Consider the following 25,042-nt stretch of genomic DNA (forward strand, 5'->3'; position numbering starts at 1 on the left):
CGTAATCGCCGGATGCAATCCGCCCTGCCACTCGCCGAGGCCCAGTTCCTACTCGCCTCGCGCCTGAACCCGGCGGCGCTGACGGCCGTCCGGCGGCGCTGTCGGTCCGGTTGAGCCTTGCCCAGTGGGGTATCGCCGGATGCCGTCCGCCCTGTCGCTCGCTGAGGCCCGGTTCCTGCTCGCCTCGCGCCTGAACCCGGCGGCGCTGACGGCTGGCCCGTGGGGCTGCCCGTCCTGTTGCGCATTGCCCTGTGGCGGGTGGCCGGAGCGTCGCAGTTGCGCGCGTGGGGGAGGGGCGCCTGCCTGCGGCGGGCCGTTGGGGGGTGACCCCACGGCCCGCCGGGGGTGATCAGCGGGAGGCGCGGGCGGGGGTGCCGTTGCGCTGCTGGTCGGGCTTCTTGGCAGGCTTCTGCTGTTCCGGCGTGAAGTGGCGCTTGGCCTCCTCCAGCAGGGCGAACGCATTGGTGACCTGGGCCGAGATCCGCTCGTGGTAGTCCGCGGCCGCGGCGTGGCGGTCGTTGGCCTCGGCGAGCTTGGCGTCGGCTTCGGCGGTCACCCGGGCCGCGTAGGAGTCGGCTTCGGCGCGGGCTGCGGTGATCTCGGCCTCGGCTTCGGCGCGGGTGCGTTCGACGGCCGCTTCGGTGTCGGCCTTGCGCTGCTCGGCTTCCGCGACGAGCGCCGCGGCCTTCTGCTCGGCCTCGGCGAGTTGCGCGGCGATCTGCTCGTCGGTCGTCTTGCGCAGTTCGGCGAGCTTCTCCTCGGTGTCGGCCTTCTGCTTCTGCGCGTCGGCGATGAGGGCGGCGGCCTTCTGCTCGGCGTCGGCCAGCTGCGCGGTGATGCGGGCGTCGGCGTCGGCCTGGCGGGCGGCGAGGTCGGCGTCGACCTCGGCGATGCGGGCGGCCAGGGACTCCTCGGCCGCGGTGCGGGCGGCCTCGATCGCCGCGGCGGAGGCGGCTTCGGCCTCGGTGCGCCGCTGCTCGGCCTCGTCGTCGAGGCGCTTGCGCTCGGCGGCGGCGTCGGCGTCGAGCTGGGCGATGCGCGCCTCGTTCGCCTTGGTGTGGGCCTCGATCTCGGCGCGCGAGTCGGCCATCAGCTTGGTGTGCTCGGCGGCCAGCGTCGTGCGCATCTGCTCGTACTCGGCGTCGAGCTGCTCGTGGTTGCGCTTGTAGTCGGCCTCCAGCTGGGCCCGGCGCTGCTCCAGCTCGGCCAGCATCCGCTCGTGCTGCGCGCGCAGCTCGGCGGCGTCCTTCTCCGCGGCCGCCCGCATCGCCGCGGCCTGCTCGTCGGCCTTCTTCAGCGCGTTGGCCGCGTACGCCTCGGCGCTGCGCCCGGTCTCGGCGGCCTGCTCCTCCGCCGTGGCCTTGATCCGCGCCGCCGCCGCCTCGGCCTCCTGCCGGTGCGCCGCGGCCCAGGCGTCGGCCTCGGCGCGGGTGTTGGCCCCGTACTCGTCGGCCTGGCGCTTGAACTCGGCGATCTCCTCCTCGGCCAGCTGCATCATCAGCCGGACCCGCTCGGTCATGCCCTCCGTGCTGTTGGGGTTGGCGGAGATGCGGTTGAGCCGGGTCGTGGTCTCCAGCAGCTGCTGCTGCAGCGAGCCGAGGGATTTGGTCAGTTCGGCGACCTTCGCCGCCGCGTCGTCGCGCTCTTTCGTCGCGTGCCGCAGGTCATACGTCAAACGGGTGACCCGCTCGTTCACCTGACGGGGGTTATACCCCCGGAGAACGGTGTCGAAGTGCGGAAGGCGATCAGGGGATTCGACGTCATCTGAGGGCATTGACCCACCATAGTGGGTCACCTGGAGTAGTTAATCTGACATCACGGTTAATTCCGCCCCGGACAATTGATCATGCCGACAACTTGAGCCGCCGTCGAGTTCGGTGGCAACTGGGGATGATTGCCGGGTTCCGCGCCCGCCTCCTAGACAGGGATCATGGCCAAAACCCTGCACCGCCTGTCCCTGCTCGCGGCAGGCGTCCTCACCTTCTCGGCCGTCCTCACCCCGTCCGGGCACGCCGCGCCCACCGGGGACTACATCGTCGTGCTCAAACCCGGCGCCGTCGCAGCCCAGGCGCATGGCGGCGTCGTCCACCACCGCTTCGGCATCCTCAACGGCTTCTCCGCCGCCCTCACCGCCGCCCAGGCCCGGGCCTACGCCGCCGACCCCGCGGTGGACTACGTCGTGCCCGACACCCCCGTCCGCGCCTACGGCGAGCAGCCCGACCCGCCGTGGGGGCTCGACCGCATCGATCAGCGCACACTGCCGCTGGACGCCCGCTACCGCTACAACACCGCGGCGCCCGACGTCACCGCCTACATCCTCGACACCGGAATCCGCGCCGACCACGTGGAATTCCAGGGCCGGGTCAGCGGCGGCCACGACTTCATCGACAACGACACCGACCCCAACGACGGCAACGGGCACGGCACCTTCGTCGCGGGCCTGGTGGGCGCGACGACCTACGGCGTGGCCAAGCGCGTGAAGCTGGTCCCGGTCCGCGTCCTCAACGACGCCGGGTCCGGCACCACCGCAGGTGTGATCGCGGGCATCGACTGGATCACCCGCACGGCGACCGGCCCGTCGGTGGTCAACGTCAGCCTCGGCGGCCCGGCCAACCAGGCCCTCGACGACGCCGTCCGCCGCTCGATCGCCGCAGGCATCACCTACTCGGTCACCTCCGGCTCGTCCCGCCAGCCCGCCAGCAACTTCTCGCCCGCGCGGGTCACCGAGGCCATCACCAGCGCCGCCATCGGCCGCGACGACTGCGCCGCCTCCCAGGGCAACTACGGCCCGGCGATCGACATCTACGCCCCCGGCCTGTCGATCCCCGGTCCCTGGCACACCTCCAACACCGCGACGAACACCATCTCCGGCTCGTCCCTGGCCACCGCCCACACGACCGGCGCCGCGGCCCTAGTCCTCGCCCTGGCCCCCGACGCCACCCCGGCCAAGGTCCAAGCCGCCCTGGTCCGCAACGCCAGCCCCGGCGTCTGCAACCTCCCCCCCGGCTCCCCCGACAAGATCCTCTACACCGGCCCGTTCCGCCGCTAGCGGTTCCCCTGCGGGCCGGGACGCTCACCAGCCCCGGCCCGCAGCCCCGCACTCCCCGCACGATCCCGCCGCTCCAAGCCACGCAGGCGTAGCCGTCGCCCTTGCCCGCCCACCCGGTCCGCACTCCCCGTGCGGTCTCGCCGCCCCAAGCCACCTTCGTTGTCGCCCGTCGCCCCCGTTCGCGCCGCTCGCCAGCCAAGACCCTCCACGTACCGCCCTCTGCCGCCCCGGCCTAGGCGCAGGCCGCCTTTGTTGCCGCTCCGGTGCGCGGGTCGCCAGGCCCCTCCACGTGCCGCTTCCGCCTCCCCGGCTGGGCGCAGGTCACCTTCTTGTGCCGCTCCCGTGCGCCCGGTCGCCAGGCCCCTCCACGTGCTGCCTTCTGCCGCCTCGGTCTGGGCGCAGGCTGCCCTTGTTGCCGCTCCGGTATGCCGGGTCGCCAGGCCCCTCCACGTGTCGCCCTTCCGCCGCCCCGACCTGGGCGCAGGCCGCCTTCGTTTGCCGCTCCCGTGCGCCGGTCGCCAGCCAAGCCTCTCCACGTGCCGCCTTCCGCCGCCTCGGCCTGGGGCGCGGGCCGCGTTGCTCCAGATCGTCAGCACTGGCTGCCGCTGCCGCCGGGGCTGCCCGCGCAAAGATCCTTTGCGCCCCCCCACCGGAACTTCTCCACCGGCACATTCCCCGCACCGCCGGGACGCGCGTCCGCCCAGCTCACCCCCGCTGCACCCCCGCCGTCCCACCGAGTCCAAATGGGTGACGGAGCTGGTCAACCCGCCGCGCCCTTGCCAGGATGCGGCGTGCGCCCGGCCGTCGGGTGCGTGCCGCACACCTCGGAGGGACCGCTGTGCCCCAAGGTCCTGGCCGAATAACCACGTGCCTGGCCGCAATCGCCTTCGCCATTCCATTCATCGCCACGCACGTTATCCACAGCCCGTTGCAAACCCCTATTGACAAACCCGAATCCCGCGTAGCCTGGAAAGAAAGGGCGGTTCGTCCCCCGGTTGGGGCGGGGTTTGCCCCCGCGCGTGGGCGGAGTGTTGGGGAGACAGTGAGTGCGGGGTTTGGCACTCCGGGTGGGCGGACTGTTGGGATGGGGTTTGCCCAGCCGCGAGGGAAGGCGGTTCGGGCGGAGTTCGGTCAGTCGCGGGGGCAGGCAGTGGAGGCGGAGTTCGGTCAGTCGCGGGGGCAGGCGGTTGAGGTGGGGTTTGCCCAGTTGCGTGGGGGGACGGTAGGGGCTGAGTTTGGGCAGTCGCGGGGGCAGGCGGTTGGGGTGGAGTTTGGCCAGCCGCGTGGGGGGACGGTTGGGATGGGGTTCGCTCAGCCGCGAGGGAAGGCGGTTGAGGCGGGGTTTGGGCAGTCGCGTGGGGGGACGGTTGCAGCGGGGTTTGGGCGGGGGCGGGGGGCTGCGGTTCGGGTGGGGGTGGTGTTGGTTCGGGTGTGGGAGGCGTATCGGGGGCGGGGTGGGGGGTTGGCGAAGGTGGGGGCTGAGGCGGATTTCGTCATCCGGACGGAGTTGGGGGTTGAGGGGGAGGTGGTGCGGGAGGCTGTGCGGCTGCTGACCGGCGACGGCGCCCGGGCGTGGCAGGCGCGGTTGGCGTTGGTCGGGGCGGCGGCTCCGCAGGCGCAGCGGGGGTTCGTGCGGGCCGCGATCAGGGCCTACGACTCCGCGTACGCCGCCGCACCCCTCACCGTGTCGAGCACGCTCGGCTACGTCGCAGGCCATGACGTCGCCCTGGCCGCCGACGGCGACCCCGACACCTACTACTGGAGCGCAGGCCCGGCCACGAAGGACTCCGCCGTCACCGTCGACCTCGGACGCCTGCGTCGGGTGCACGGAGTCCGGATCGCGCTCGGCAAGCCTGATCGGCCGGGGGACTACCTCCACCAGGGCGTCCTGGAGTTCTCCGCCGACGGCCGCGCCTGGTACGTCGCCGCCCGGCTCGACCGGCCCGAGCACGACGTGCGCGTGCGCGCCGACATCCGGTACCTGCGCCTGCGCTCGACCGCCGACCAGGCCCACTGGCTGGTCGTCCGGGAGCTTTCAGTCGTCGCGTGCAAGGCCGACGACGGCGATCCCTCGACCGTGTTCACCGTCACACGCGAGCCGGTGGAGCTGCCGTTGCCCAGTTCGGCGTCCGCCGTCGTCGTGCGGGCGGGCGCGGACACCGAGCGGGGTGGGCAGGTGCAGGTCAGAATGGGGGGCGGGTGGCGCACGGTGGGCGCGCTGGCCGGGCCGTACACCGAGCTCCCGCTGCCGCGGGGCCGGGCGCCCCGGGTGCGCATCGTGCCGCACACCCCACTGGCGGTGCACGAGGTGACCGGTCGTCCGGCAGGCTGAACCGGGCTGTCAACAGGCAGGCGGGGATCGGCGGGGGTAGTGCCCGTCACGTGGGACGTTCCTCCCGATTGGCGGGACAATCGCGGTAACCTCCGGCGACCGAACCCTAGGGAGCTGGAGGTAGTCGGGCATGTTCCGCAAGGTGCTCGTCGCCAACCGCGGTGAGATCGCCATCCGGGCGTTCCGGGCCGGGTACGAACTCGGGGCGGGGACGGTGGCGGTGTTCCCGCACGAGGACCGCAACTCGCCGCACCGGATGAAGGCCGATGAGGCCTACCTGATCGGCGAACCCGGCCACCCCGTGCGCGCCTACCTGTCCGTCGAGGCGATCATCGACGCGGCCCGCAAGGCCGAGGCCGACGCCGTCTACCCCGGGTACGGCTTCCTCTCCGAGAACCCCGAGCTGGCCCGCGCGTGCGCGCAGGCGGGCATCACCTTCGTCGGCCCCGACGCCGACGTGCTGGAGCTGACCGGCAACAAGGCGCGGGCCATCGCCGCCGCGCGCGAGGCCGGGCTGCCCGTGCTGCGCTCGTCGGCGCCGTCCACCGACGTCGACGCCCTGCTCGCCGCGGCCGAGGAGATCGGCTTCCCGGTGTTCGTCAAGGCCGTCGCGGGCGGCGGCGGGCGCGGCATGCGCCGGGTCGAGGAGTCCAAGGCGCTGCGCGAGTCGCTGGAGGCGGCGATGCGCGAGGCCGAGTCGGCCTTCGGCGACGCCACGGTGTTCCTGGAGCAGGCCGTCGTCGACCCGCGCCACATCGAGGTGCAGATCCTCGCCGACGGCGAAGGCAACGTCATCCACCTCTACGAGCGCGACTGCTCGCTCCAGCGCCGCCACCAGAAGGTCATCGAGATCGCCCCGGCGCCCAACCTCGACCCGGCGCTGCGCGACCGCATCTGCGCCGACGCGGTGAAGTTCGCCAAGCACATCGGGTACAAGAACGCGGGCACCGTCGAGTTCCTCCTCGACACCCGCGGCGAGCACGTGTTCATCGAGATGAACCCGCGCATCCAGGTCGAGCACACGGTGACCGAGGAGGTCACCGACATCGACCTCGTGCAGTCGCAGCTGCGCATCGCCGCGGGCGAGACGCTGGCCGACCTCGGCCTGTCCCAGGACGTGGTCTACCTGCGCGGCGCGGCCCTGCAGTGCCGGATCACCACCGAGGACCCCGCCAACGGCTTCCGCCCGGACACCGGCAAGATCTCCGCCTACCGCTCCCCGGGCGGCGGCGGCATCCGCCTCGACGGCGGCACCGCGGTGGGCGCGGAGGTCAGCGCCCACTTCGACTCCATGCTGGTCAAGCTCACCTGCCGCGGCCGCGACTTCGACGCCGCCGTGCGCCGGGCCAAGCGGGCCATCGCCGAGTTCCGCATCCGCGGCGTGGCCACGAACATCCCGTTCCTGCAGGCCGTGCTGGACGACGAGGACTTCCGCGCGGGCCGGGTCACCACGGCGTTCATCGAGCAGCGCCCGCACCTGCTGACCGCGCGCCACTCCGCCGACCGCGGTACCCGGCTGCTGACCTACCTGGCCGACGTGACCGTCAACCGCCCGCACGGCGAGCGCCCGAAGGTGCTCGACCCGCGGGAGAAGCTGCCCGCGGTGGACCTCGCCGCCGAGCCGCCCGCCGGGTCCAAGCAGCGCTTGGTGGAGCTGGGCCCGGAGGGCTTCGCGCGCTGGATGCGCGAGTCCAAGGCCGTCGGCGTCACCGACACCACCTTCCGCGACGCCCACCAGTCGTTGCTGGCCACCCGGGTGCGCACGCGCGACCTGCTGGCCGTCGCCCCGCACGTGGCCAGGACGCTGCCGCAGCTGCTGTCGCTGGAGTGCTGGGGCGGGGCGACCTACGACGTGGCGCTGCGCTTCCTCGCCGAGGACCCGTGGGAGCGGCTGGCCGCGCTGCGCGAGGCCGTGCCGAACCTGTGCCTGCAGATGCTGCTGCGCGGGCGCAACACCGTCGGGTACACCCCGTACCCGACCGAGGTGACCCACGCCTTCGTGCAGGAGGCCACCAAGACCGGCATCGACATCTTCCGCATCTTCGACGCCCTCAACGACGTCGAGCAGATGCGCCCGGCGATCGAGGCCGTCCGCGAGACCGGCACCGCCGTCGCCGAGGTGGCCCTGTGCTACACCGCCGACCTGTCCGACCCGGCCGAGCAGCTCTACACGCTGGACTACTACCTGAAGCTGGCCGAGCAGATCGTCGGCGCGGGCGCGCACGTGCTGGCCGTCAAGGACATGGCGGGCCTGCTGCGCCCGCCCGCGGCGGCCCGGCTGATCACGGCGCTGCGCAAGGAGTTCGACCTGCCGGTGCACCTGCACACCCACGACACCGCTGGCGGGCAGCTGGCCACCTACCTGGCCGCCATCCAGTCCGGTGTGGACGCGGTGGACGGGGCGGTGGCGTCGATGTCGGGCACCACCTCGCAGCCGTCGCTGTCGGCGATCGTGGCCGCCACCGACCACAGCGACCGGGAGACCGGGCTGTCGCTGCAGGCCGTGGGCGACATGGAGCCGTACTGGGAGATCGTGCGCAAGGTCTACCAGCCGTTCGAGGCGGGCCTGCCCTCGCCGACCGGGCGCGTGTACCACCACGAGATCCCGGGCGGGCAGCTGTCGAACCTGCGCACGCAAGCGGTTGCGCTCGGCCTCGGCGACCGCTTCGAGGAGATCGAGACGATGTACGCCGCCGCCGACCGCATGCTCGGCAGGCTGGTGAAGGTGACCCCGTCGTCCAAGGTCGTCGGCGACCTGGCGCTGCACCTGGTGGGCGCGGGCGTGGACCCCAAGGAGTTCGAGAACGAGCCGGGCCGCTTCGACATCCCCGACTCGGTCATCGGCTTCCTGCACGGCGAGCTGGGCGACCCGGCGGGCGGCTGGCCCGAGCCGTTCCGCACCAAGGCGCTGGCAGGCCGCCCGCCGCGGCGCGGCATGGTCGAGCTGACCGAGGACGACCGCGCGGGCCTGGCCCAGGACCGCCGCGCGACGCTGAACCGGCTGCTGTTCCCCGCGCCGACCAAGGAGTTCCTGGCCCACCGCGAGCAGTTCGGCGACACCAGCGTGCTGGCCAGCAAGGACTTCTTCTACGGCCTGGAGCACGGCAAGGAGTACGCCGTCCCGCTGGACCGCGGCGTCACCCTGCTCATCGAGATCGAGGCGGTGTCCGACCCCGACGAGCGCGGCATGCGCACGGTCATGGCCAAGCTCAACGGCCAGCTGCGGCCGGTGCAGGTGCGCGACCGCTCCGTCGCGTCGAACGCGCCCGCGGCCGAGAAGGCCGACCGCGGCAACCCCAACCACATCGCGGCGCCGTTCGCGGGCGTGGTCACCCTCGCCGTCGCCGAGGGCGATTCGGTCGAGGCGGGGGCAACGGTGGCGACCATCGAGGCGATGAAGATGGAGGCGGCGATCACCGCGCCCCGGGCGGGCACCGTCTCGCGGCTGGCGATCGGCGGGGTGCAGCAGGTCGAAGGCGGGGATCTGCTGGTCGAGCTCTCGTCGTAACGGTTGCTGGTCGGTCTGGCGGCTGTTCGTCGCTTTCCCGGATCCCGCGCGGCGCCGCTCGCTACACTCCGGTGCCCGACAAGCCACCACGGTGGGGGAGAGATGACCGACCAGCCGCCCGGCCACCAGCCGCCGGGATACCAGCCTTCCCCTGCCGGGGAACCCACCCCGCCACGTGGGTTCCCCGCATCGCCCTACCAGGGGACGGGGTCGTACCCGGGTTCGGGCGGGTTCCCCGCGCAGAACCCGGGTTCCGGCCCGTTCCCGGCCCCGACCTCCGGCGGGTTCCCGGCGCAGACCCCGGGTTCGGGCGCCTTCCCGGCGCAGAATCCCGGCTCCGGCGCGTTCCCCGCGCAGCCGGGCTATCCGGGCGCGCAGCCCAAGCGCAAGGCCGGGACGGCGGTCGTGGCGCTGGCCGCCGCGCTGGTCGTGTTCGCGGCCGCCGCGGGCGTGATGCTGTTCCTGTGGCTGGGCGCGGCCGATGACGCCAAGGCGCACAACGACAAGCTCTCCGGGCTCAGCGGCGAGCTGGTCTCGACGCAGAAGAAGGCCGAGGAGGCCAAGGAGTCCGCGGCCGACTCCGCGGCCAAGGCCGATGCGGCTGGCAAGGACGCCGACGTGCTGAAGAGCGAGATCAGCGGGCTGCGCCGGTGCGCGGACAAGGTGCGCCAGACGCTCATCGCCGCCGAGTCCGGCACCGACGAGGAGCTGCGCTCGGCCGTCCAACTCATGTTCCAGAACTGCTGAGCCAGGAGTCCCCGATGAGTTTCCCCGGACCGGAGCAGGTCGCCGGGTGGGGCGGCGCCCAGCAGCAGCCCGCCCAGCAGCAGCCCGCCGCCAAGGGCAAGACGCCGGTCGTCGTGCTGGCCGTGCTGGCCGCGCTGCTCGCCATCACCGCGGGCGTGTTCACCGTGCTGTACTTCGGCGAGCAGGCCGAGGCCGACCGCGCGGCCGCCGCCGTCGTCGAGAAGGAGCGCGAGGTCGAGCAGGCCAAGGACGGCCTGGAATCGGCCGAGCAGCAGGCCCGCGCCGCCGTCGACGACCTCGACGCCCAGGAGGACCGCAAGTCCACTCTGGAGTCCGAGCGCGAGGAGGTCGCCAGCTGCACCGCGGCGGCGAAGAAGTACGTCGACGCCCCCTCCGGCACCGCCGAGGCGGAGATGGACAAGCTCTTCGACGCCATGTACGAGGCCTGCCGCTACATCTGATCAGTCCGGCAGCAGCGGCACCGAGACGCCCGGGTCGCGGCCGAGCAGCGCGGCTCGGGTGACCGCGGCCGCGCCGAAGCGGTCCCGCACGCTGTCCAGCGCCGAGTCCAGCACCGGCCCGCCGCGCTCGAACGGCAGGGCCAGCTGCACCGAGTCGGCGTTCTCCAGGTTCGACAGGGCCAGGCCGACCAGCGTCAGCCCGTCGGCGGCGATCCTGGGCCACGCGGCGGCGAAGAGGTCGCGCGCGGTGCTCAGGATGAGGGCGGTGTCGGTGGTCGCCTCGGCGATGGTGCGCGAGCGGGTCGCGCGGGTGTAGTCGGGGAAGCGCAGCCGAAGGGTGACCGTGCGGCAGGCGCGGTTGGCGCGGCGCAGCCTGCGGGCCAGCTTGTCGGCGAGGGCGGCCAGGGTGGCGTCGAGCTCGGTGCGGCTGCGCGACCGCAGGGCCCGCTGGGCGCCGATGGACCGGCGGCGGCGCCCGACCTCGACCGGGCGCGGGTCGCGGTTGTGCGCCAGGGCGTGCAGGTGCCTGCCCGCCGCCCGGCCGAGCATGGCCACCAGCTCCGCCTCGCACAGCGCCGCGACCTGGCCGACGGTGCCGATGCCGTGGTCGCGCAGCTTGGCCGAGGTCACCTTGCCCACGCCCCAGAGGCGTTCGACCGGCAGCGGGTGCAGGAACGCCAGCTCCCCGTCGTGCGGGACGACCAGCAGCCCGTCCGGCTTGGCGACGCCGGAGGCGACCTTGGCCAGGAACTTCGTGCGCGCGACGCCCACGGTGATCGGCAGCCCGACCTCGCCCGCCACCTCCGCCCGCAGCCGGGCGGCGATCTCCCCGGCCGGACCGGCGATCTTGCGCAGCCCGCCGACGTCGAGGAACGCCTCATCGATGGAGATGCCCTCGACCAGCGGCGTGGTCCGCTTGAAGACCTCGAACACGGCCTTGGACGCGGCGGCGTAGGCCGACATCCGCGGCGGCACGACGACCGCGTGCGGGCACAGCGCCTTGGCCTGCCGCCCGCCCATCGCCGTGCGCACCCCGCACGCCTTCGCCTCGTACGACGCCGCCAGCACCACCCCGCCGCCGACGATCACCGGCCGCCCGCGCAGGCGGGGGTCGTCGCGCTGCTCGACGGAGGCGTAGAAGGCGTCGAGGTCGGCGTGCAGGATGGGGCCTTCAGTGGACACGAACATATGTTCGCATCTGGTGACTGGATTGACACGTGACCTTTTGGTCACGTAACCTCGTCGGCGTGGACGAGGTGTTCAAGGCCCTGGCCGACCCAACCCGACGCAGCCTGCTCGACGAGCTGCACCGCGAAGACGGCCAAACCCTCAGCGCGCTGGAATCCCGCCTCCCGATGACCCGCTTCGGCGTGATGAAGCACCTGAAACTCCTGGAAGAAGCCGGCCTCGTCGTCACGAAGCGCCGAGGCCGGGAGAAGGTCCACTACCTCAACCCCATCCCGATCCGCCTGATCCACGACCGCTGGGTGAGCAAGTACGCCGAGCCGTGGGCCGCAGGCCTGACCGGGCTCAAGACGGCATTGGAGCGCACCGTGGAACGAGTCTTCGAGATCTACATCCAGACCACGCCCGAGCGGCTGTGGGAGGCCATCACCACCAGCGAGATCCGCGAGAAGTACCAGTTCGGCGTGCGGTTCAGCACCGACTGGTCGGTGGGGTCGCAGCTGGAGATGCGCCACCCGGGAGCAGGCGTCCTCGGAACCGGCGAAGTCCTCGCCGCCGACCCGCCCCACCTCCTGGTCCACACCCTCCAGGCGTTGTGGAGCGAGGAGGTGCGGGCGGAGGGGGTTTCCCGCGTCACCTGGGAGATCGAGCAGGTGCAGGACTCCTGCCGCCTCACGCTGACCCACGGCGAACTGCGGGAGGGGGCCAATGATCAGCTGTACGGGGGTTGGCCGATGATTCTGTCGGGCCTGAAGACGTGGCTGGAGACAGGATCGACCCTGACCACGCCCGGGTCGTTGATGTACGGCGGGTGAGATCGGTTCCGCTGGTCCGGCCGCTTCGCAGTCCACCGATCGAACGGGAGATCCGCAGGTGACGAACGGCTGGACGGCGGGCAACGCGGACGAGGACACCACCGGCACGCGCGGCTGGCTGGTCGGCCACTTCATCGACCCCGCCGAAGGTGGCCCCCGCGCAACCGGGGATGTCGAGGTCAAGTGGGCCAACCACCCCGCCGGGGACAAGCGGCCCGGGTGGACGTCGGACGACCAGCGGACCACGCTGGTCGTCCTGGTGTCCGGCGAGTTCCGCGTGGACCTGACCGAAGGCGGCAAGGTGCTGTCGCGGCAGGGCGACTACATCATGTGGGGCGCGGGCATCGACCACTCGTGGGAGGCGCTGGCGGACTCCGTGGTGGTCACCGTCCGCTGGCCGTCGTCCACCTGATCGACGGCGCGTCGGCCCTCGTCCCACCGATCTCGCCGAGCCTGCGCAGCCCGAGCAGGAACGCGAACAGGCCCTCGTTGCTCCAAGCCTCGTCCCGCGCCAGCTCGGCCAGCAGCTCCCGGTCGAGTGTGGAGTACATCCGCAGCCCCGACGCCTCCCAGTTCGCCTCGACGGCGCCACCGAACCGCGCCCAGAACTCCTCGTCCTCCACCACGGTCAGGCACGCGAACTCGTAGTTGCCGCTGACCAGGTTCAGCCCGAACCCGGTGCACTCCATCCGCATCCGCTGCCCGTCCAGCAGCCACTTCATCGGCTCGGACAACCGGCTCGGGTGCATCGGCGCTGCCGCCTTCTGCGGCCCCCGCGTCGAATCGACATCGCCGCGCCCGAACAGCTCCTCCTCCAACTCCCGCAGCAGCGTCGCGCTGATCCGCGCGTCAGCCCGGTAGTCCGTCAGCGGCCCGTGGAACCCCTTCGGCACCACCGCCAGCCGACCCGACCCGTTCACCACGTGCGGGGACCTCTGCTGGACCAGCACGGCGTAGTCGGCAGGCCCGCGGAATGGATCGGCAGGCCGCGCCACCGCGAACAACGACAACACCCCACCGGCCGTCAGCCGGTCCCCGATGGCCGTCACGGCCGCCCAGTCCGGCAGGTACGTGCGCCGAAGCGGCAACGCTCCGGCTCGCACGGCCTGGCCCGACGCGAGCGCGTCGGCCAACTCGGACTCCAGCAGGTCCAGCGTCAGCGCGTACTCCAGGAACGACCCCATCCCCACCTCACCCCGGACCGCTCCGCCATCGAGGTCCACCCCGACCAACCGGTACAACGGCTGATCAGCGAGCCGGACCGCTCCCGCCTCAGCCTCGGCAACCCGCCGAATCGCCAGGTCCAGCCCCCGCCCGGCCAACCTCACCGCGTCCGATCGCACCCCTGCCAGCCGCACCTGATCGGTCTCCGCGTCCAACGCCGCACTCGCCCCGACCCACTCGTCCCGGGTCGCCACGCTGGTCACCAGCTCAACACCCTCCACCTCAGCCGAGAACGCCCGATACCCACCCCCGTTGGCCCCGTAGAACGCCCCCAGCGCCGCCGCCACCCGAGACCGCCCCACCCGTGCCCGCCCGGCAGCCGCCGCCACCAACCGCCCCCGCGCTCCATCTGCCAGGAGTTCGGCCACCCGCCGCCGCGCAGTCCCCACCGCCAACCCGCCATGTCGATCCACCCACTCCACTGCCGACCCCGCAGGCTCCACCTCCACCACATCCCCGAGCAACCCGCTCCGCCGCCACCCCTCCAACTGCTCCGCGACCGCCGCCAGCTCAGCCGCCTCCCACTGCCCGTCCCGCACCCGCTTCGCCGCCCGGAACTCCCGGTCCGCGTCCACCAACAGCCCCCGCGCCCCCAACACCTCATCCACCCTGCGCCAGAACGCCTCGTCCGCTTGCCCCCGCCCGTTCTCCAGATGCGCCAGCCGCGTCCGATCAACGAACACCCGCGCCGCCACGCTGGCCTGGGACATCCCCGCGGCCTTCCGGCAAGCAGCCAACCGCCTGCCCAACTCCTTCCGCAGCTCCACCACGGCCGCCGACTCCCGGCCCATCACCACCACCTCCACGCCCATGTTGACAGAGCGCAGCGGAAAGGTGACGGAACCGGTCCACAGGCACGCTCACCTACCTAGTCACAGCCCTAACTGGTCACCACACCGACCAGCGATCGCCGGTCACCGACCAGCCGATTCGGGGCAAGACAATGGACACCACCCCCTCGACCCAGCGGTCTCGCAGGCCACCGGTCATCTGGCTCACCTGCACCGACGGCCGCGACCACGCGAGCACCCACATGATCGGGACGACCGGCGCCTACGCCACCGCGTGCGGCACCACCGCCCTACCCGCCGCTTCCCAGGACCCACCCCAACCGCGCTGCCCGTCCTGCCTCCGCTACACCGCCACTTGGCGCCACGAACGCACCATCGCCCAGCGCCTGGGAAGTCCGCGCAACCACACCCGCATTGGTTGGCTGCGCCGCGCGTTCTGCCGGGCACGGCGATGACCACCGCGCGCAAAGCCCGCTTCCCCGTCCCCTACGTCGCCAGGTGGAGCAACGAAGACATCGGTCACCCGCCCGTGGTCGTCAACCCCGACGGCACCGGGATCCAGTACAGCGACGAAGTCCTCGGCGACCGCGACACCCGAGGAATCCTCTGGGACCGCGCCGGCCTCGCCCACGGCTCCGGCAAACCCCTCTACGCCCGCATCCACCCGCTCCGCCAACGCCGCTGCATGGCCCGTCTGCTCTGCCAGGTCTGCGCCCACCCAGCCGACCGCAACGACCACGGCACCCTCTGGCTGGTCACCGACACGATCACCCGCGACCACAGCTGGCCCCACAGCGCACTCGTCGCCGAACCACCCGTCTGCGCCTCGTGCGCCCGCCTCGCCCTGCGCCTGTGCCCCGCCCTCTCCACCGGCCGCCACACCCTCATGCGCGTAGCCGCCCACCCCATCAACGGCGTCAACGGTTTGCTGTTCGCCCCCGGCCCCGCCACCCGTCCCCCGGATCTCCTCGACGAGAACGCGGCGCTCGCCCATGGTCACCCGCTGCTGCCATGGATGCTCGCCGCCAAACTCACCCGAGAACTCCAGGAGACCACCATCTTGACCTCGGCCGATTTCTGTGCCAGGTGACCCTTTGCGTGGGATGGCGCGTTGCTAGCTGGGCCAGGTTGGGTTGGTGGTGACCACTGTGAGGCGCTGGGTGGCTCGGGTCAGGGCTACGTACAAAGTCCGTGGGCCGGTGAGGGATTCGGTGACGAGTTCGTCCGGTTCGGCTAGGACTACGGCGTCGTATTCGAGGCCCTTGGATTCCAAGCCGTCTACGACCTTGATGCGGTCGTTGGACAAGGTGGCGATTGCGGCTCGGGTGGTTGCTGCGCGGGAGGCGGAGGTGATGACGCCTACGGTGCCTTGGACGTCCGCCAGCAGCGTGTTCACCGCCTTGATGATCGTGTCGGTGAGGGCGTCGGGGGTCGTCACCTCGATGAGGGGTTCCTGGCCGGTGCTGCGGACGGCGTGGGGGAGTTCCTCGGGGGTTGCGATGTCGGCGACGACCTTGTGGGCCAGGGCGAAGATCTCCGCCGAGTTGCGGTAGTTCGTGCGCAGCGCGAAGCGGCGGTGTTCGGTGGTGGGGCCGCCGAGGGCGGCGGTTCGGGCGCGGCGGGCTTCGTCCGGGTCCGGCCAGGAGCTCTGGACCGGGTCGCCGACCACGGTCCAGCTCGCGTAGCGGCCGCGCCTGCCGACCATGCGCCACTGCATGGGGGAGAGGTCCTGGGCCTCGTCCACCACGATGTGGGCGTACTCGTCGTAGTTCGCGCGGGGTTCGGGGTCGGGGTGCTTGCGGCCGCGGCGGCGCGGGGGCTTGCCGAGGAGGATGCGCAGCTCGTCGAGCAGGGCGACGTCGGCGACCGACGGGTCGCGCAGGTCGGCCCAGGTGTCGGCGAGCAGGTCGACCTCGTGCCGGGTCAGCACCTTGCCTGCGGCGGCGGCCAGGCGGCGGCGGTTGCCCAGGGAGCGCAGGACGTCCAGCGGGGTCAGCAGCTGCCACCAGACGACGACGAACCGGTGGAAGTCCAGGCGCTCGCCGAGGTCGGTGAGCAGCTCGGCGCGGGTCGCGGGGAAGTCGCCGAAGGAGTCGGCCTTGCGCCAGAGGGCCTCCAGCAGCGCCTCGGCGGCGTCGACCCGCGACTGGTTCGGCGGGCGGCGTCCGTTGTGGACGGAGCGGCGGACGGCGGCCAGCTCGCGGGCGTCGAGCTTGAGCACCTGGCCCTTGTAGACGATCCGCAGCTCGTCGGGGGCGTCGGCGGGCGCGTCGCGGATGGCGCGCTTGAGCACCCGGCGCATCCGCAGCGAGCCCTTGACCGCGGCGACCTCGGCCGGGTCGTTGCGGACGGCCTTGACCCCGTCCAGCACCTCGCCGAGCGAGCGCAGCTCGACGCTGTCCTCGCCCATCGACGGGAGCACGCGCGAGATGTAGGAGGTGAACGCGGGCGACGGGCCGACGACGAGCACCCCGCTGCCGCCCATCCGCCGCCGGTCGCGGTAGAGCAGGTACGCCACCCGGTGCAGGGCCACCGCCGTCTTGCCGGTGCCCGGCCCGCCGGTGATCTCGGTGACCCCGCGCCACGGGGCCCGGATCGCCACGTCCTGCTCCTTCTGGATCGTGGCGATGATGTCGCGCATGTTCTCCCCGCGCGCGCGGGTGAGGCTGGCCATCAGCGCGCCCTCGCCGACCACGGCCATGCTCTCCGCGCGCGCGTCGGGCATCAGCAGGTCGTCGTCGATGTCCACGACCTGCTTGCCGGTGGAGCGGATGACCCGCCGCCGCACCACGTCCATCGGGTGCTCGGCGGTGGCCTGGTAGAACGGGGCCGCGGCGGGGGCGCGCCAGTCGGTGACGAGGTTGTCGAAGTTGCCGTCGCGCACGCCGAGGCGGCCCACGTACTGGGTCTCGCCGGTGGTGGAGTCGAGCCTGCCGAACACCAGACCCTCGTGCTCGGCGTCGAGGGTCCGCAGGATCTGCGTCGCGTGGCGCACCATGACGTCGCGCTCGAACAGCATCGCCGCCTGCTCGAACACGGCCTCGTTGCGCGCCCCGTGCGCGAGCTGGTCGCCCTTGGCGCGCATGTCCTCGGCGTCGTCGCGGATCTCGGCGACCCGCGCGTAGACGACGTCCAGGTGCTTCTGCTCTACGGCGATCTCGGCCTCTCTGACAGAGGTCTCCGACACCCCGCTGTCCCCCCTGCTCGATTCCGACCGGACAAGCGAGACTACGCGGTCGGCCGACCCGGTGAATCGGCCGCGTGGCCGACTGTGCCCCGTGTCACCCGCGCGGCTGGTCCACGTGGAGCATCGGGCACGATGGGGCCGTGACCAGGATCGTCGCGGGCGTGGCTGGCGGGCGCAGGCTCGCCGTGCCGCCCAGGGGCACCCGGCCCACCGCCGACCGGGTGCGCGAGGCCCTCTTCAGCGCCCTGGAGGCCGCCGTGGACCTCGACGGCGCCCGCGTGCTCGACCTCTACGCGGGCTCCGGCGCGCTCGGCTTCGAGGCGCTCTCCCGCGGCGCCGCGCTGGCCACGCTGGTCGAGTCCGACCGGACGGCGGTCAAGGTGCTGCGCGACAACGCCCGCGCGCTCGGCCTGCCGGGCGCCGACATCCGGCAGGGCAAGGTCGCCACCGTGCTCGCCGAGCCCCCGCCGCAGCCCTACGACCTGGTGCTCGCCGATCCGCCCTACGCGCTGGGCCAGCCCGAGCTGGCCGCGGTCCTCTCCGCACTGGTCGAGCGGGACTGGGCGGCCGGGGGCGCCGTGGTCGTCGTCGAGCGCGACCGCCGCACCGGACCGCCCGCCTGGCCTGCGGCGTTCGCGCCGGAGCGGGTCCGCGGCTACGGGGACACCGAGCTGCACTGGGCCGTGATCACCACCACCCGGTGACGGCCCGTCCCGGCTGCTACGGTCCGCCCATGACCCGCGCTGTGTGCCCCGGCTCATACGACCCGCCCACCAACGGTCACCTGGACGTCTTCGAGCGCGCCGCGGGCCTGTTCGACGAGGTCGTGGTCGCGGTGATGATCAACAAGAACAAGCGCGGGCTGTTCACCGTGGACGAGCGCATGGCCCTGCTCGCCGAGATCACCGGCCACCTCGGCAACGTGCGCGTCGACTCGTGGAACGGCCTGCTGGTCGACTACTGCGCCACCCACGACGTGCGGGCGATCGTCAAGGGCGTGCGGGTCGCGGGCGACTTCGACTACGAGCTGCAGATGGCCCAGATGAACAAGGGCCTGACCGGCGTGGAGACGCTGTTCATGCCGACCAGCCCGGTCAACAGCTTCCTGTCCAGCTCGCTGGTCAAGGAGGTCGCCGCGGGCGGCGGCGACGTCTCGCACCTGCTGCCCGAGCTGGTCCACAAGCGACTGCTGCGCAGGCTCGCCGAGAACGGCTGACAACCTCCCCGCCCCGCGCGCGTCGATCTTGTCGACCGAGTGGGACGGAAGGGGAGGACATGCGCAGACGCACAGGTGCGGCCGTGGTCGCCGCGGTGGTGGCGGGCACGCTGGTCCCGGCGGGCGCGGCCCAGGCCGCGGGCGCGCGGGGCGCGGGGTACGTGTGGGCGGACCAGCCGACGGCCGCGTCGTACACGCCGTCGACGCGGTACCAGATGAACACCACCGGGGCGCTGAACACGATCAGGCGGGCCGCGACCGGCGTCTACGAGGTCCGGTTCACCGGCCTCGGCGAGCACGGCGGCATCGCCCACGCCACCGCCTACGGCTCCGCGGCCAACCACTGCAAGGTCAGCGGGTGGGCCTACTCCAGCGGTGACCAGGTCGTCAGCGTCCGCTGCTTCACCCTGGCGGGCGCCCCGGTCGACACCCGGTTCACCGCCAGCTACACCAACCGCACGACCTGGGCGGGCTTCGACTACGGCCGCACCTACCCCGGCGCCTACGTCTACGCCTGGAACCCCACCGCGGCCAACTACGCCGCCGAGGGCGTCTACCAGTACAACTCCGCAGGTCAGACCAACACCGTCACCAGGTCGGCCCGGGGCACCTACCACGTCCTGCTGCCCGGCATCGGCAACGCCGTCGTCGGCGGGCACGCGCAGGCCACCGCCCACGGTTACGGCCCGGAGCGGTGCTCGGCGGTCGGCTTCGGCTGGACCAACCCGACCTCCACGATCAAGGTCACCGTCCGCTGCGCGGACCGCGCGGGCGCACCCGTCGACACCCGCTTCAGCCTGACCTTCACCGACCGCACGAACCTCCTGGGCCTGCCCGGCTGCTGCAACCCCGACGGCCACCAGTCCGCCTACGCCCTCGCCCACGACCCCACCGCCGCCTCCTACACCCCGGCCGCGGCCTACCGGCACGTCACCCAGGCAGGCACGGCCACCGCGACCCGCCAGGGCGTCGGCGACTACGCGATGCGCTTCACCGGGGTCGACCTCGACACCGGCACCGTCCACGTCCAGGCCGCGGGCTGGGACGGCGAGTCCTGCACCGTCGCAGGCTGGAGCGGCGCAGGCATCCGGGTCCGCTGCCACGACGCGACCGGCGCCCCCACCGACATCCCCTACTACGTCGCCTTCACCGGCCCCCGCCTGCTCGGCTGAAGCCGGTGCGCGCGACCGACCTTCACTGCCAGGCGGCGGCGCTCAGGTCCAGCTTCATGCCGGTGGGGCTGGGCACGAAGCCGAGCCGCTCGTGGATGCGGTGGGCGTGACCAGGCTCCACTGCTCGACGGCGTTCAGATCCAGCCTCATCCCGACTGACTGGACCGAGCCGTAGATGCGGTGGGCGTGACCAGGCTTCACCGTTCGGCGGCGCTCAGGTCCAGCTTCATGCCGACGTGGCTGGGCACGAAGCCGAGGCGCTCGTAGAAGCGGTGGGCGTCGGGGCGGGCGCGGTCGGTGGTGAGCTGGACCAGGTCGGCGCCGCGTTCCCGGGCGTGCTCCACGGCCCACTCGATCAGCCGCTGGCCCAGCCCGGCCCCGCGCTGGTCGGCGCGGACCCGCACCCCCTCGATGGTGGCGCGGCGGGCTGCCAGCCGGGACAGGCCGGGGGTGATGGTCAGCTGGAGCGTGCCGACCACCGCGCCGTCGGCCTCGGCGACCACCAGCACCTGGTTGGGGTCGGCGGCGATCTCGGCGAAGGCGGCCGCGTAGCGCGGGTCGCCGGGGCGCTCGCGGGTCGCGCCGAGCGGGTCGTCGGCGAGGAGGGCGACGATGGCGGGCACGTCGGCCGCGGTTGCGGTGCGGATCACCGGCCGAGCCTGACACACCCGGCCGATCTCCCCACCGCGCCCCCGCGACCACGGCAGAATCGCCCCCGGGAGACTGCCGCGGCGAGGAGGAGTCGATGTACAAGGTCTTCGAGGCCATCGACGAGCTGGTCACCATCCTGGAGGAGGCCAGGGGCGTGCCCATGACCTCCGGCTGCGTGGTGCCCCGCGGCGACGTGCTCGAACTGCTCGACGAGGTGCGCGACAACATCCCCGCCGAGCTCGACGACGCCCAGGACGTCCTCGACCGCAAGGACGAGATCATCGGCGGCGCCGAGCACGAGGCCGAGCAGAAGCTCAGCAAGGCGTCGATGGAGGCCGAGCGGCTGGTGGCCGACGCCCGCGCCGAGGCCGAGCGGCTGGTCGCCGAGGCCACCGCGCACGCCGAGCGGCTGGTCGCCGACGCCCACGCCGAGGCCGACCGGGCGGTGGCCGCCGGGCGCGCCGAGTACGACAGCCTCGTCGCCCGCTCCCAGGCCGAGGCCGACCGGATGCTGCAGGCGGGCCGGGAGTCCTACGAGCGCGCCGTCGAGGAGGGCCGCTACGAGCAGCAGCGGCTGGTCTCCCAGACCGAGGTGGTCGCCGCCGCCCAGGCCGAGGCCCAGCGCACCGTGGACGCCGCCGCCGACGCCGCCGCCCGCCAGCGCGCCGAGTGCGACGAGTACGTCGACACCAAGCTCGCCGAGTTCGAGGACCTGCTCACCCACACCCTGCGCACCGTCGCCAAGGGCCGCACGCACCTGCGCGGCGTCCCGGCCGGGGCGGTCCCCTACGACTACAACCGCTGAATTTCGCCTCCGGCGTCGCGTCGCGTACGCTGGTCTGGCCGTGTCCGGCACTGTCCCGAGTCCCGAAAGCCGTGACTGAACCAGCCATGTCCAACCACCGCAAGAGCCACGCCCGGCCCGAGGTGTCCAGTTCCTGGGTGATCGACACCCGCGACCTGGGCCGCAGGCCGGGTTCCAGCCGCGCGCTGCGGCGCACGGCGACCGCGGCCCACGACATCGGGCTGGAGGGCGTCATCGCGATCCCGACCGGGGCGGCCGTCGAGCTGGACCTGCTGCTGGAGTCGGTGGTGGAGGGCGTGCTGGTCTCCGGCACGGCGACCGGGCCGCTGGCCGGGGAGTGCTCGCGCTGCCTGGACCCGCTGGCCGACGAGGTGACCGTCGAGGTGACCGAGCTGTTCGCCTACCCCGACAGCGCCACCGACGAGACCACCGACGACGACGAGGTCGCCCGCCTGGTCGACGACCTCATCGACCTGGAGCCGGTGGTCCGCGACGCGGTCGTGCTCGCCGTGCCGTCGGCCCCGCTGTGCACGCCGGACTGCGCGGGCCTGTGCCCGGGCTGCGGCGGCAAGTGGGCCGATCTCGGGCCCGATCACGCGCATGAGACGATAGACCCTCGGTGGGCAGCGCTCCAGGAGCGGTTCCCGCGGGATCAGGGCCACTAGCCCATCCGAAGCTTCACGTTTTAGCACGTCAGAGGAGATGCAGTCGTGGCCGTCCCCAAGCGGAAGATGTCGCGTTCGAACACCCGCTCCCGCCGCTCGCAGTGGAAGACCACCGCGGTCCACCTGGTTCCCTGCAGCAACCGCGCGTGCAAGGCGCCCAAGCCGCAGCACATCGCCTGCCCGACGTGCGGTCAGTACGACGGTCGTCAGGTCACCCAACCCGCGTGACCCGTGGGGAGTAAGCCGCCCCGCGGTCCGTCGGCGGACCCGCAGACGCTGCTCGCCGCGCTCGGCGTCGAACTCGACGCCGAGCTGCTGCGGCTCGCCCTGACCCACCGCTCCTTCGCCTACGAGAACGGCGGCCTGCCGCCCAACGAGCGGCTGGAGTTCCTCGGTGACGCGGTGCTCGGGCTGGTCGTGACCGACCACCTGTACCGCACGCACCCGGACCTGCCCGAGGGCCAGCTCGCCAAGCTGCGGGCCAGCGTGGTCAACATGCACGCCCTCGCGGGCGTGGCCCGCACCCTCGGCGAGGGCGGCCTCGGCGCGCACCTGCTGCTGGGCAAGGGCGAGGAGCTGACCGGCGGTCGGGACAAGGCGTCGATCCTGGCCGACGGCATGGAGGCCATCATCGGCGCGGTCTACCTCAGCCACGGCATCGAGGTCGCCCGCGAGGTCGTCCACAAGCACTTCGACCGGCTGCTGACCGAGGCGCCGCTGCGCGGTGCGGGCCTGGACTGGAAGACCAGCCTGCAGGAGCTGACCGCGGCGCGCGGTCTGGGCGTGCCCGAGTACAAGGTGCGCGAGGAAGGCCCCGACCACCGCAAGGAGTTCACCGCCACCGTCGTGGTGAACGGCCAGGGCTACGGCAACGGCGACGGCAAGACCAAGAAGGAAGCCGAGCAGAAGGCCGCCGAGGCGGCCTGGCGGGAGATCTCCGAGACGCCCCCGCGCACCGACGATGCCGGAACTGCCTGAGGTCGAGGTCGTCCGCCGCGGCCTCGACGGACACGTCCGCGGGCGCGCGGTCGCCGCGGTGGAGGTGTTCCACCCGCGGGCCGTGCGCAGGCACCTGCCCGGCGCGTTCGACTTCATCGGCAGGCTGATCGGCCAGACCGTCACCGCGGTGCGCAGGCGCGGCAAGTACCTGTGGCTGGAGCTGGGCTCCGGCGAGGCCGTGCTCGCCCACCTCGGGATGAGCGGGCAGATGCTGGTCAGCGCCGCCGACGCGCCGCCGGAGAAGCACCTGCGGGTGCGCTTCGCCTTCGCCGACGGCGGCCCCGAGCTGCGCTTCGTCGACCAGCGCACGTTCGGCGGGCTCTCGGTGGAGGAGCTGGCGACCGTCGACGGCGCGCTGCTGCCCGTGCCGGTCGCCCACATCGCCCGCGACCCGATGGACCCCGCCTTCGACATCGCCGCCGCGGTGGCCGCGGTGCGGCGCAAGCGGACCGAGATCAAGCGGGCGCTGCTGGACCAGACCGTGGTCTCCGGGATCGGCAACATCTACGCCGACGAGGCGCTGTGGCGGTGCTCGCTGCACTGGGCCCGGCCGACCGACCGGCTGACCGGCCCCGCGGTGCGCCGCCTGATCACCGCGGCGACCGACGTGATGGCCGCGGCGCTGGACGTGGGCGGGACCTCGTTCGACGCGCTCTACGTCAACGTCAACGGCGAGTCCGGCTACTTCGACCGGTCGCTGGCCGCCTACGGCCAGGAGGGTAAGCCGTGCCCGCGGTGCGGGACACCGATCCGCCGCGAGCCGTTCATGAACCGCTCGTCGTTCTCCTGCCCGCGGTGCCAGCCGCGCCCCCGCGCGATCCGGTAGCGCACCGGCCTGGCCGAGGCGGCATAGTGGCGGCGTGACCAAGGTTCTGGTTGTCGACGACGAGCCGCAGATCGTGCGGGCGCTGCGCATCAACCTCAGCGCCCGCGGCTACGACGTCGTCACCGCGGCCGACGGCGCGGGCGCCCTGCGCGCGGCCGCCGACACCCACCCCGACGTGGTGGTGCTGGACCTCGGGCTGCCCGACATGGACGGCAACGACGTCATCGCCGGGCTGCGCGGCTGGACGAGCGTGCCGATCCTGGTGCTGTCCGCGCGCGTGGAGAGCCGGGACAAGGTGACCGCGCTGGACGCGGGCGCCGACGACTACGTGACCAAGCCGTTCGGGATGGACGAGTTCCTGGCCCGGCTGCGCGCGGCCGTGCGCAGGGCCGCGGTCGCCGTCGCCGACCAGTCCCCGGTGGTGGTGACCGAGGCGTTCACCGTCAACCTGGCCGCCAAGAAGGTCCACCGCGACGGCGCGGAGATCCACCTGACGCCGACGGAGTGGGGGATCCTGGAGATCCTGGTCCGCAACAAGGGCAGGCTGGTCGCCCAGAAGCAGATCCTGCAGGACGTCTGGGGCCCCGGGTACGCGACCGAGACCCACTACCTGCGCGTCTACCTGGCCCAGCTGCGGCGCAAGCTGGAGCGGCAGCCGTCGCGGCCCCGGCACCTGATCACCGAGCCGGGCATGGGCTACCGGTTCGAGGGCTAGTAGCCGAACACCTGGGTCCAGTAGTAGCCGTCGGTGTCCAAGCCCAGGCCCATCGCCTTGAGGTCGCAGTTGAGGATGTTGGCGCGGTGGCCGGGGGAGTCCATCCACGCCTGCATGACCTCAGCGGCGGTGCGCTGCCCGCGGGCGATGTTCTCCGCGCCCGGGTTGCGGTAGCCGGCGGCCTTGGCGCGGTCCACGAAGGACCGGCCGTCGAGGCTGGTGTGCGAGAAGTAGTCGTGGTCGGACATGTCCTCGCTGTGGTCCTGGCCCGCGGTGGTGAGCCGGGCGTCCAGCTTGACCGGTGCGCAGCCCTTCTCGGCGCGCTCGTCGTTGACGATGGCCAGGACCGCGGCGTCGGCGTCGGGCTCGCCTGCGTCGGGCTCGCTGGTCCGCGCCGCCGTCGTCGTCGTGGCGGGCTTGGCGGTCGTGGTGGTGGCCTTGGCGGTGGTGGTCGTCGGCGGGGCTGGTTTCGAGGTGGTCGCCGCCGCGGTGGTGGGCGGTGCCGCGGGGGAGGGCGGGGCGGTGACCGGCGGGGACGTCAGGTTGAGCGCCACCGGGCTGGGGGTGGCGTCCTCGACCGGGGGAGCGGTGAGGACCGTCGTCACGCCTGCGGTGCCCGCGCCTGCTGCCAGCGCGACGAGCACCGCCGGGAGTAACCGGCCACGACTCTTGGTCACGGTTCGGCAACGTACCA

The 25,042-nt window shown here is 72.7% G+C and carries 23 protein-coding genes; 17 read left to right on the plus strand and 6 right to left on the minus strand.

Annotated elements, in window-relative coordinates:
• Window positions 1–349: 349 nt before the first annotated feature.
• Window positions 350–1,696 carry a hypothetical protein gene (locus ACWEPX_RS13385; RefSeq protein ID WP_451897404.1) on the minus strand — a complete coding sequence of 449 codons (1,347 nt, stop codon included), beginning with the start codon at window positions 1,694–1,696 and terminating at the stop codon, window positions 350–352.
• Window positions 1,697–1,930: 234 nt separating this feature from the next.
• Between ACWEPX_RS13385 and ACWEPX_RS13390 the strand changes: the two genes are divergently transcribed.
• The 5 genes from ACWEPX_RS13390 (at window position 1,931) to ACWEPX_RS13410 (ending at window position 10,097) form a co-directional block, all read left to right on the plus strand.
• Window positions 1,931–3,049 (plus strand): S8 family peptidase, encoded by a 1,119-nt coding sequence (locus tag ACWEPX_RS13390; protein WP_451897405.1) that lies wholly within the window; start codon window positions 1,931–1,933, stop codon window positions 3,047–3,049.
• Between the two features lie 1,528 nt (window positions 3,050–4,577).
• Window positions 4,578–5,381: a discoidin domain-containing protein gene (locus ACWEPX_RS13395; protein ID WP_451897406.1), complete on the plus strand. Its 804-nt coding sequence runs from the start codon at window positions 4,578–4,580 to the stop codon at window positions 5,379–5,381.
• 130 nt (window positions 5,382–5,511) lie between these two features.
• Window positions 5,512–8,889 (plus strand): pyruvate carboxylase, encoded by a 3,378-nt coding sequence (locus tag ACWEPX_RS13400; protein ID WP_451897407.1) that lies wholly within the window; start codon window positions 5,512–5,514, stop codon window positions 8,887–8,889.
• 102 nt (window positions 8,890–8,991) lie between these two features.
• Window positions 8,992–9,636: a hypothetical protein gene (locus ACWEPX_RS13405; protein WP_451897408.1), complete on the plus strand. Its 645-nt coding sequence runs from the start codon at window positions 8,992–8,994 to the stop codon at window positions 9,634–9,636.
• Window positions 9,637–9,650: 14 nt separating this feature from the next.
• Window positions 9,651–10,097 carry a hypothetical protein gene (locus tag ACWEPX_RS13410; protein ID WP_451897409.1) on the plus strand — a complete coding sequence of 149 codons (447 nt, stop codon included), beginning with the start codon at window positions 9,651–9,653 and terminating at the stop codon, window positions 10,095–10,097.
• Here the strand turns inward: ACWEPX_RS13410 and dinB are convergent, their stop codons facing one another.
• Window positions 10,098–11,285: a DNA polymerase IV gene (gene dinB, locus ACWEPX_RS13415; protein WP_451897410.1), complete on the minus strand. Its 1,188-nt coding sequence runs from the start codon at window positions 11,283–11,285 to the stop codon at window positions 10,098–10,100.
• Window positions 11,286–11,344: 59 nt separating this feature from the next.
• Here dinB and ACWEPX_RS13420 point away from each other — a divergent pair, with 59 nt between their 5' ends.
• A complete protein-coding gene (locus ACWEPX_RS13420) occupies window positions 11,345–12,097 on the plus strand; it encodes an ArsR/SmtB family transcription factor (protein ID WP_451897411.1) in 753 nt (250 codons plus the stop codon).
• A 58-nt stretch (window positions 12,098–12,155) separates the two neighbouring features.
• Window positions 12,156–12,509, plus strand: coding sequence for a signal peptidase I (locus ACWEPX_RS13425; RefSeq protein ID WP_451897412.1), 354 nt, complete (start codon window positions 12,156–12,158; stop codon window positions 12,507–12,509).
• Here the strand turns inward: ACWEPX_RS13425 and ACWEPX_RS13430 are convergent.
• Window positions 12,481–14,133, minus strand: a complete 1,653-nt coding sequence (locus ACWEPX_RS13430; protein WP_451897413.1) for a helix-turn-helix domain-containing protein — start codon at window positions 14,131–14,133, stop codon at window positions 12,481–12,483. The genes ACWEPX_RS13425 and ACWEPX_RS13430 overlap by 29 nt on opposite strands.
• A 430-nt stretch (window positions 14,134–14,563) precedes the next feature.
• On the opposite strand from ACWEPX_RS13430, the gene ACWEPX_RS13435 reads away from it, so the two are divergent.
• Window positions 14,564–15,202, plus strand: a complete 639-nt coding sequence (locus ACWEPX_RS13435; RefSeq protein WP_451897414.1) for a hypothetical protein — start codon at window positions 14,564–14,566, stop codon at window positions 15,200–15,202.
• A 24-nt stretch (window positions 15,203–15,226) separates the two neighbouring features.
• Here ACWEPX_RS13435 and ACWEPX_RS13440 read toward each other — a convergent pair whose 3' ends face one another.
• A complete protein-coding gene (locus ACWEPX_RS13440; protein WP_451897415.1) occupies window positions 15,227–17,299 on the minus strand; it encodes a HelD family protein in 2,073 nt (690 codons plus the stop codon).
• Between the two features lie 140 nt (window positions 17,300–17,439).
• Here ACWEPX_RS13440 and rsmD point away from each other — a divergent pair, with 140 nt between their 5' ends.
• Genes rsmD through ACWEPX_RS13455 form a run of 3 tightly spaced genes read left to right on the plus strand, consistent with a single transcriptional unit; the run spans window position 17,440 to window position 19,687 of the window.
• Window positions 17,440–18,003: a 16S rRNA (guanine(966)-N(2))-methyltransferase RsmD gene (rsmD, locus tag ACWEPX_RS13445; protein WP_451897416.1), complete on the plus strand. Its 564-nt coding sequence runs from the start codon at window positions 17,440–17,442 to the stop codon at window positions 18,001–18,003.
• A gap of 29 nt (window positions 18,004–18,032) precedes the next feature.
• Window positions 18,033–18,515, plus strand: coding sequence for a pantetheine-phosphate adenylyltransferase (gene coaD, locus ACWEPX_RS13450; protein ID WP_451897417.1), 483 nt, complete (start codon window positions 18,033–18,035; stop codon window positions 18,513–18,515).
• Window positions 18,516–18,574: 59 nt separating this feature from the next.
• A complete protein-coding gene (locus ACWEPX_RS13455; RefSeq protein ID WP_451897418.1) occupies window positions 18,575–19,687 on the plus strand; it encodes a hypothetical protein in 1,113 nt (370 codons plus the stop codon).
• Window positions 19,688–19,884: 197 nt separating this feature from the next.
• Here ACWEPX_RS13455 and ACWEPX_RS13460 read toward each other — a convergent pair whose 3' ends face one another.
• Window positions 19,885–20,337, minus strand: coding sequence for a GNAT family N-acetyltransferase (locus ACWEPX_RS13460; RefSeq protein WP_451897419.1), 453 nt, complete (start codon window positions 20,335–20,337; stop codon window positions 19,885–19,887).
• A 95-nt stretch (window positions 20,338–20,432) separates the two neighbouring features.
• Between ACWEPX_RS13460 and ACWEPX_RS13465 the strand changes: the two genes are divergently transcribed.
• From ACWEPX_RS13465 to ACWEPX_RS13490, 6 genes are all read left to right on the plus strand, one after another.
• A complete protein-coding gene (locus tag ACWEPX_RS13465; RefSeq protein ID WP_451897420.1) occupies window positions 20,433–21,143 on the plus strand; it encodes a DivIVA domain-containing protein in 711 nt (236 codons plus the stop codon).
• An 86-nt stretch (window positions 21,144–21,229) separates the two neighbouring features.
• Entirely contained in the window at window positions 21,230–21,808 is a 579-nt protein-coding gene (locus ACWEPX_RS13470) for a YceD family protein (protein WP_451897496.1), read from the plus strand.
• A 45-nt stretch (window positions 21,809–21,853) separates the two neighbouring features.
• Entirely contained in the window at window positions 21,854–22,036 is a 183-nt protein-coding gene (rpmF, locus tag ACWEPX_RS13475; RefSeq protein ID WP_378250767.1) for a 50S ribosomal protein L32, read from the plus strand.
• A 3-nt stretch (window positions 22,037–22,039) separates the two neighbouring features.
• Complete coding sequence (gene rnc / locus ACWEPX_RS13480; RefSeq protein WP_451897421.1) at window positions 22,040–22,786, plus strand: ribonuclease III; 747 nt, start codon at window positions 22,040–22,042, stop codon at window positions 22,784–22,786.
• Window positions 22,770–23,633 carry a bifunctional DNA-formamidopyrimidine glycosylase/DNA-(apurinic or apyrimidinic site) lyase gene (gene mutM / locus ACWEPX_RS13485; RefSeq protein ID WP_451897422.1) on the plus strand — a complete coding sequence of 288 codons (864 nt, stop codon included), beginning with the start codon at window positions 22,770–22,772 and terminating at the stop codon, window positions 23,631–23,633. The genes rnc and mutM overlap by 17 nt, the downstream gene beginning before the upstream one ends.
• Before the next feature lie 34 nt (window positions 23,634–23,667).
• Window positions 23,668–24,348 carry a response regulator gene (locus ACWEPX_RS13490; RefSeq protein ID WP_451897423.1) on the plus strand — a complete coding sequence of 227 codons (681 nt, stop codon included), beginning with the start codon at window positions 23,668–23,670 and terminating at the stop codon, window positions 24,346–24,348.
• On the opposite strand, the gene ACWEPX_RS13495 is transcribed toward ACWEPX_RS13490, so the two are convergent.
• The gene (locus tag ACWEPX_RS13495) at window positions 24,345–25,025 is read right to left on the minus strand and encodes a CAP domain-containing protein (RefSeq protein WP_451897424.1); all 681 of its coding nucleotides are present in this window, start codon (window positions 25,023–25,025) and stop codon (window positions 24,345–24,347) included. The genes ACWEPX_RS13490 and ACWEPX_RS13495 overlap by 4 nt on opposite strands.
• Window positions 25,026–25,042: the final 17 nt, after the last annotated feature.

It is taken from the genome of Actinokineospora sp. NPDC004072 (assembly GCF_053604195.1).

Excerpts from the sequence above, each read along its gene's own strand:
- ACWEPX_RS13390 (WP_451897405.1), top strand. The coding sequence starts at position 1,931 with ATGGCCAAAACCCTGCACCGCCTGTCCCTGCTCGCGGCAGGCGTCCTC.
- ACWEPX_RS13400 (WP_451897407.1), top strand. The coding sequence starts at position 5,512 with ATGTTCCGCAAGGTGCTCGTCGCCAACCGCGGTGAGATCGCCATCCGG.
- ACWEPX_RS13405 (WP_451897408.1), top strand. The coding sequence starts at position 8,992 with ATGACCGACCAGCCGCCCGGCCACCAGCCGCCGGGATACCAGCCTTCC.
- ACWEPX_RS13410 (WP_451897409.1), top strand. The coding sequence starts at position 9,651 with ATGAGTTTCCCCGGACCGGAGCAGGTCGCCGGGTGGGGCGGCGCCCAG.
- dinB (WP_451897410.1), bottom strand. The coding sequence starts at position 11,285 with ATGTTCGTGTCCACTGAAGGCCCCATCCTGCACGCCGACCTCGACGCC.
- ACWEPX_RS13430 (WP_451897413.1), bottom strand. The coding sequence starts at position 14,133 with ATGGGCGTGGAGGTGGTGGTGATGGGCCGGGAGTCGGCGGCCGTGGTG.
- ACWEPX_RS13435 (WP_451897414.1), top strand. The coding sequence starts at position 14,564 with ATGACCACCGCGCGCAAAGCCCGCTTCCCCGTCCCCTACGTCGCCAGG.
- coaD (WP_451897417.1), top strand. The coding sequence starts at position 18,033 with ATGACCCGCGCTGTGTGCCCCGGCTCATACGACCCGCCCACCAACGGT.
- ACWEPX_RS13455 (WP_451897418.1), top strand. The coding sequence starts at position 18,575 with ATGCGCAGACGCACAGGTGCGGCCGTGGTCGCCGCGGTGGTGGCGGGC.
- ACWEPX_RS13465 (WP_451897420.1), top strand. The coding sequence starts at position 20,433 with ATGTACAAGGTCTTCGAGGCCATCGACGAGCTGGTCACCATCCTGGAG.
- ACWEPX_RS13470 (WP_451897496.1), top strand. The coding sequence starts at position 21,230 with ATGTCCAACCACCGCAAGAGCCACGCCCGGCCCGAGGTGTCCAGTTCC.
- mutM (WP_451897422.1), top strand. The coding sequence starts at position 22,770 with ATGCCGGAACTGCCTGAGGTCGAGGTCGTCCGCCGCGGCCTCGACGGA.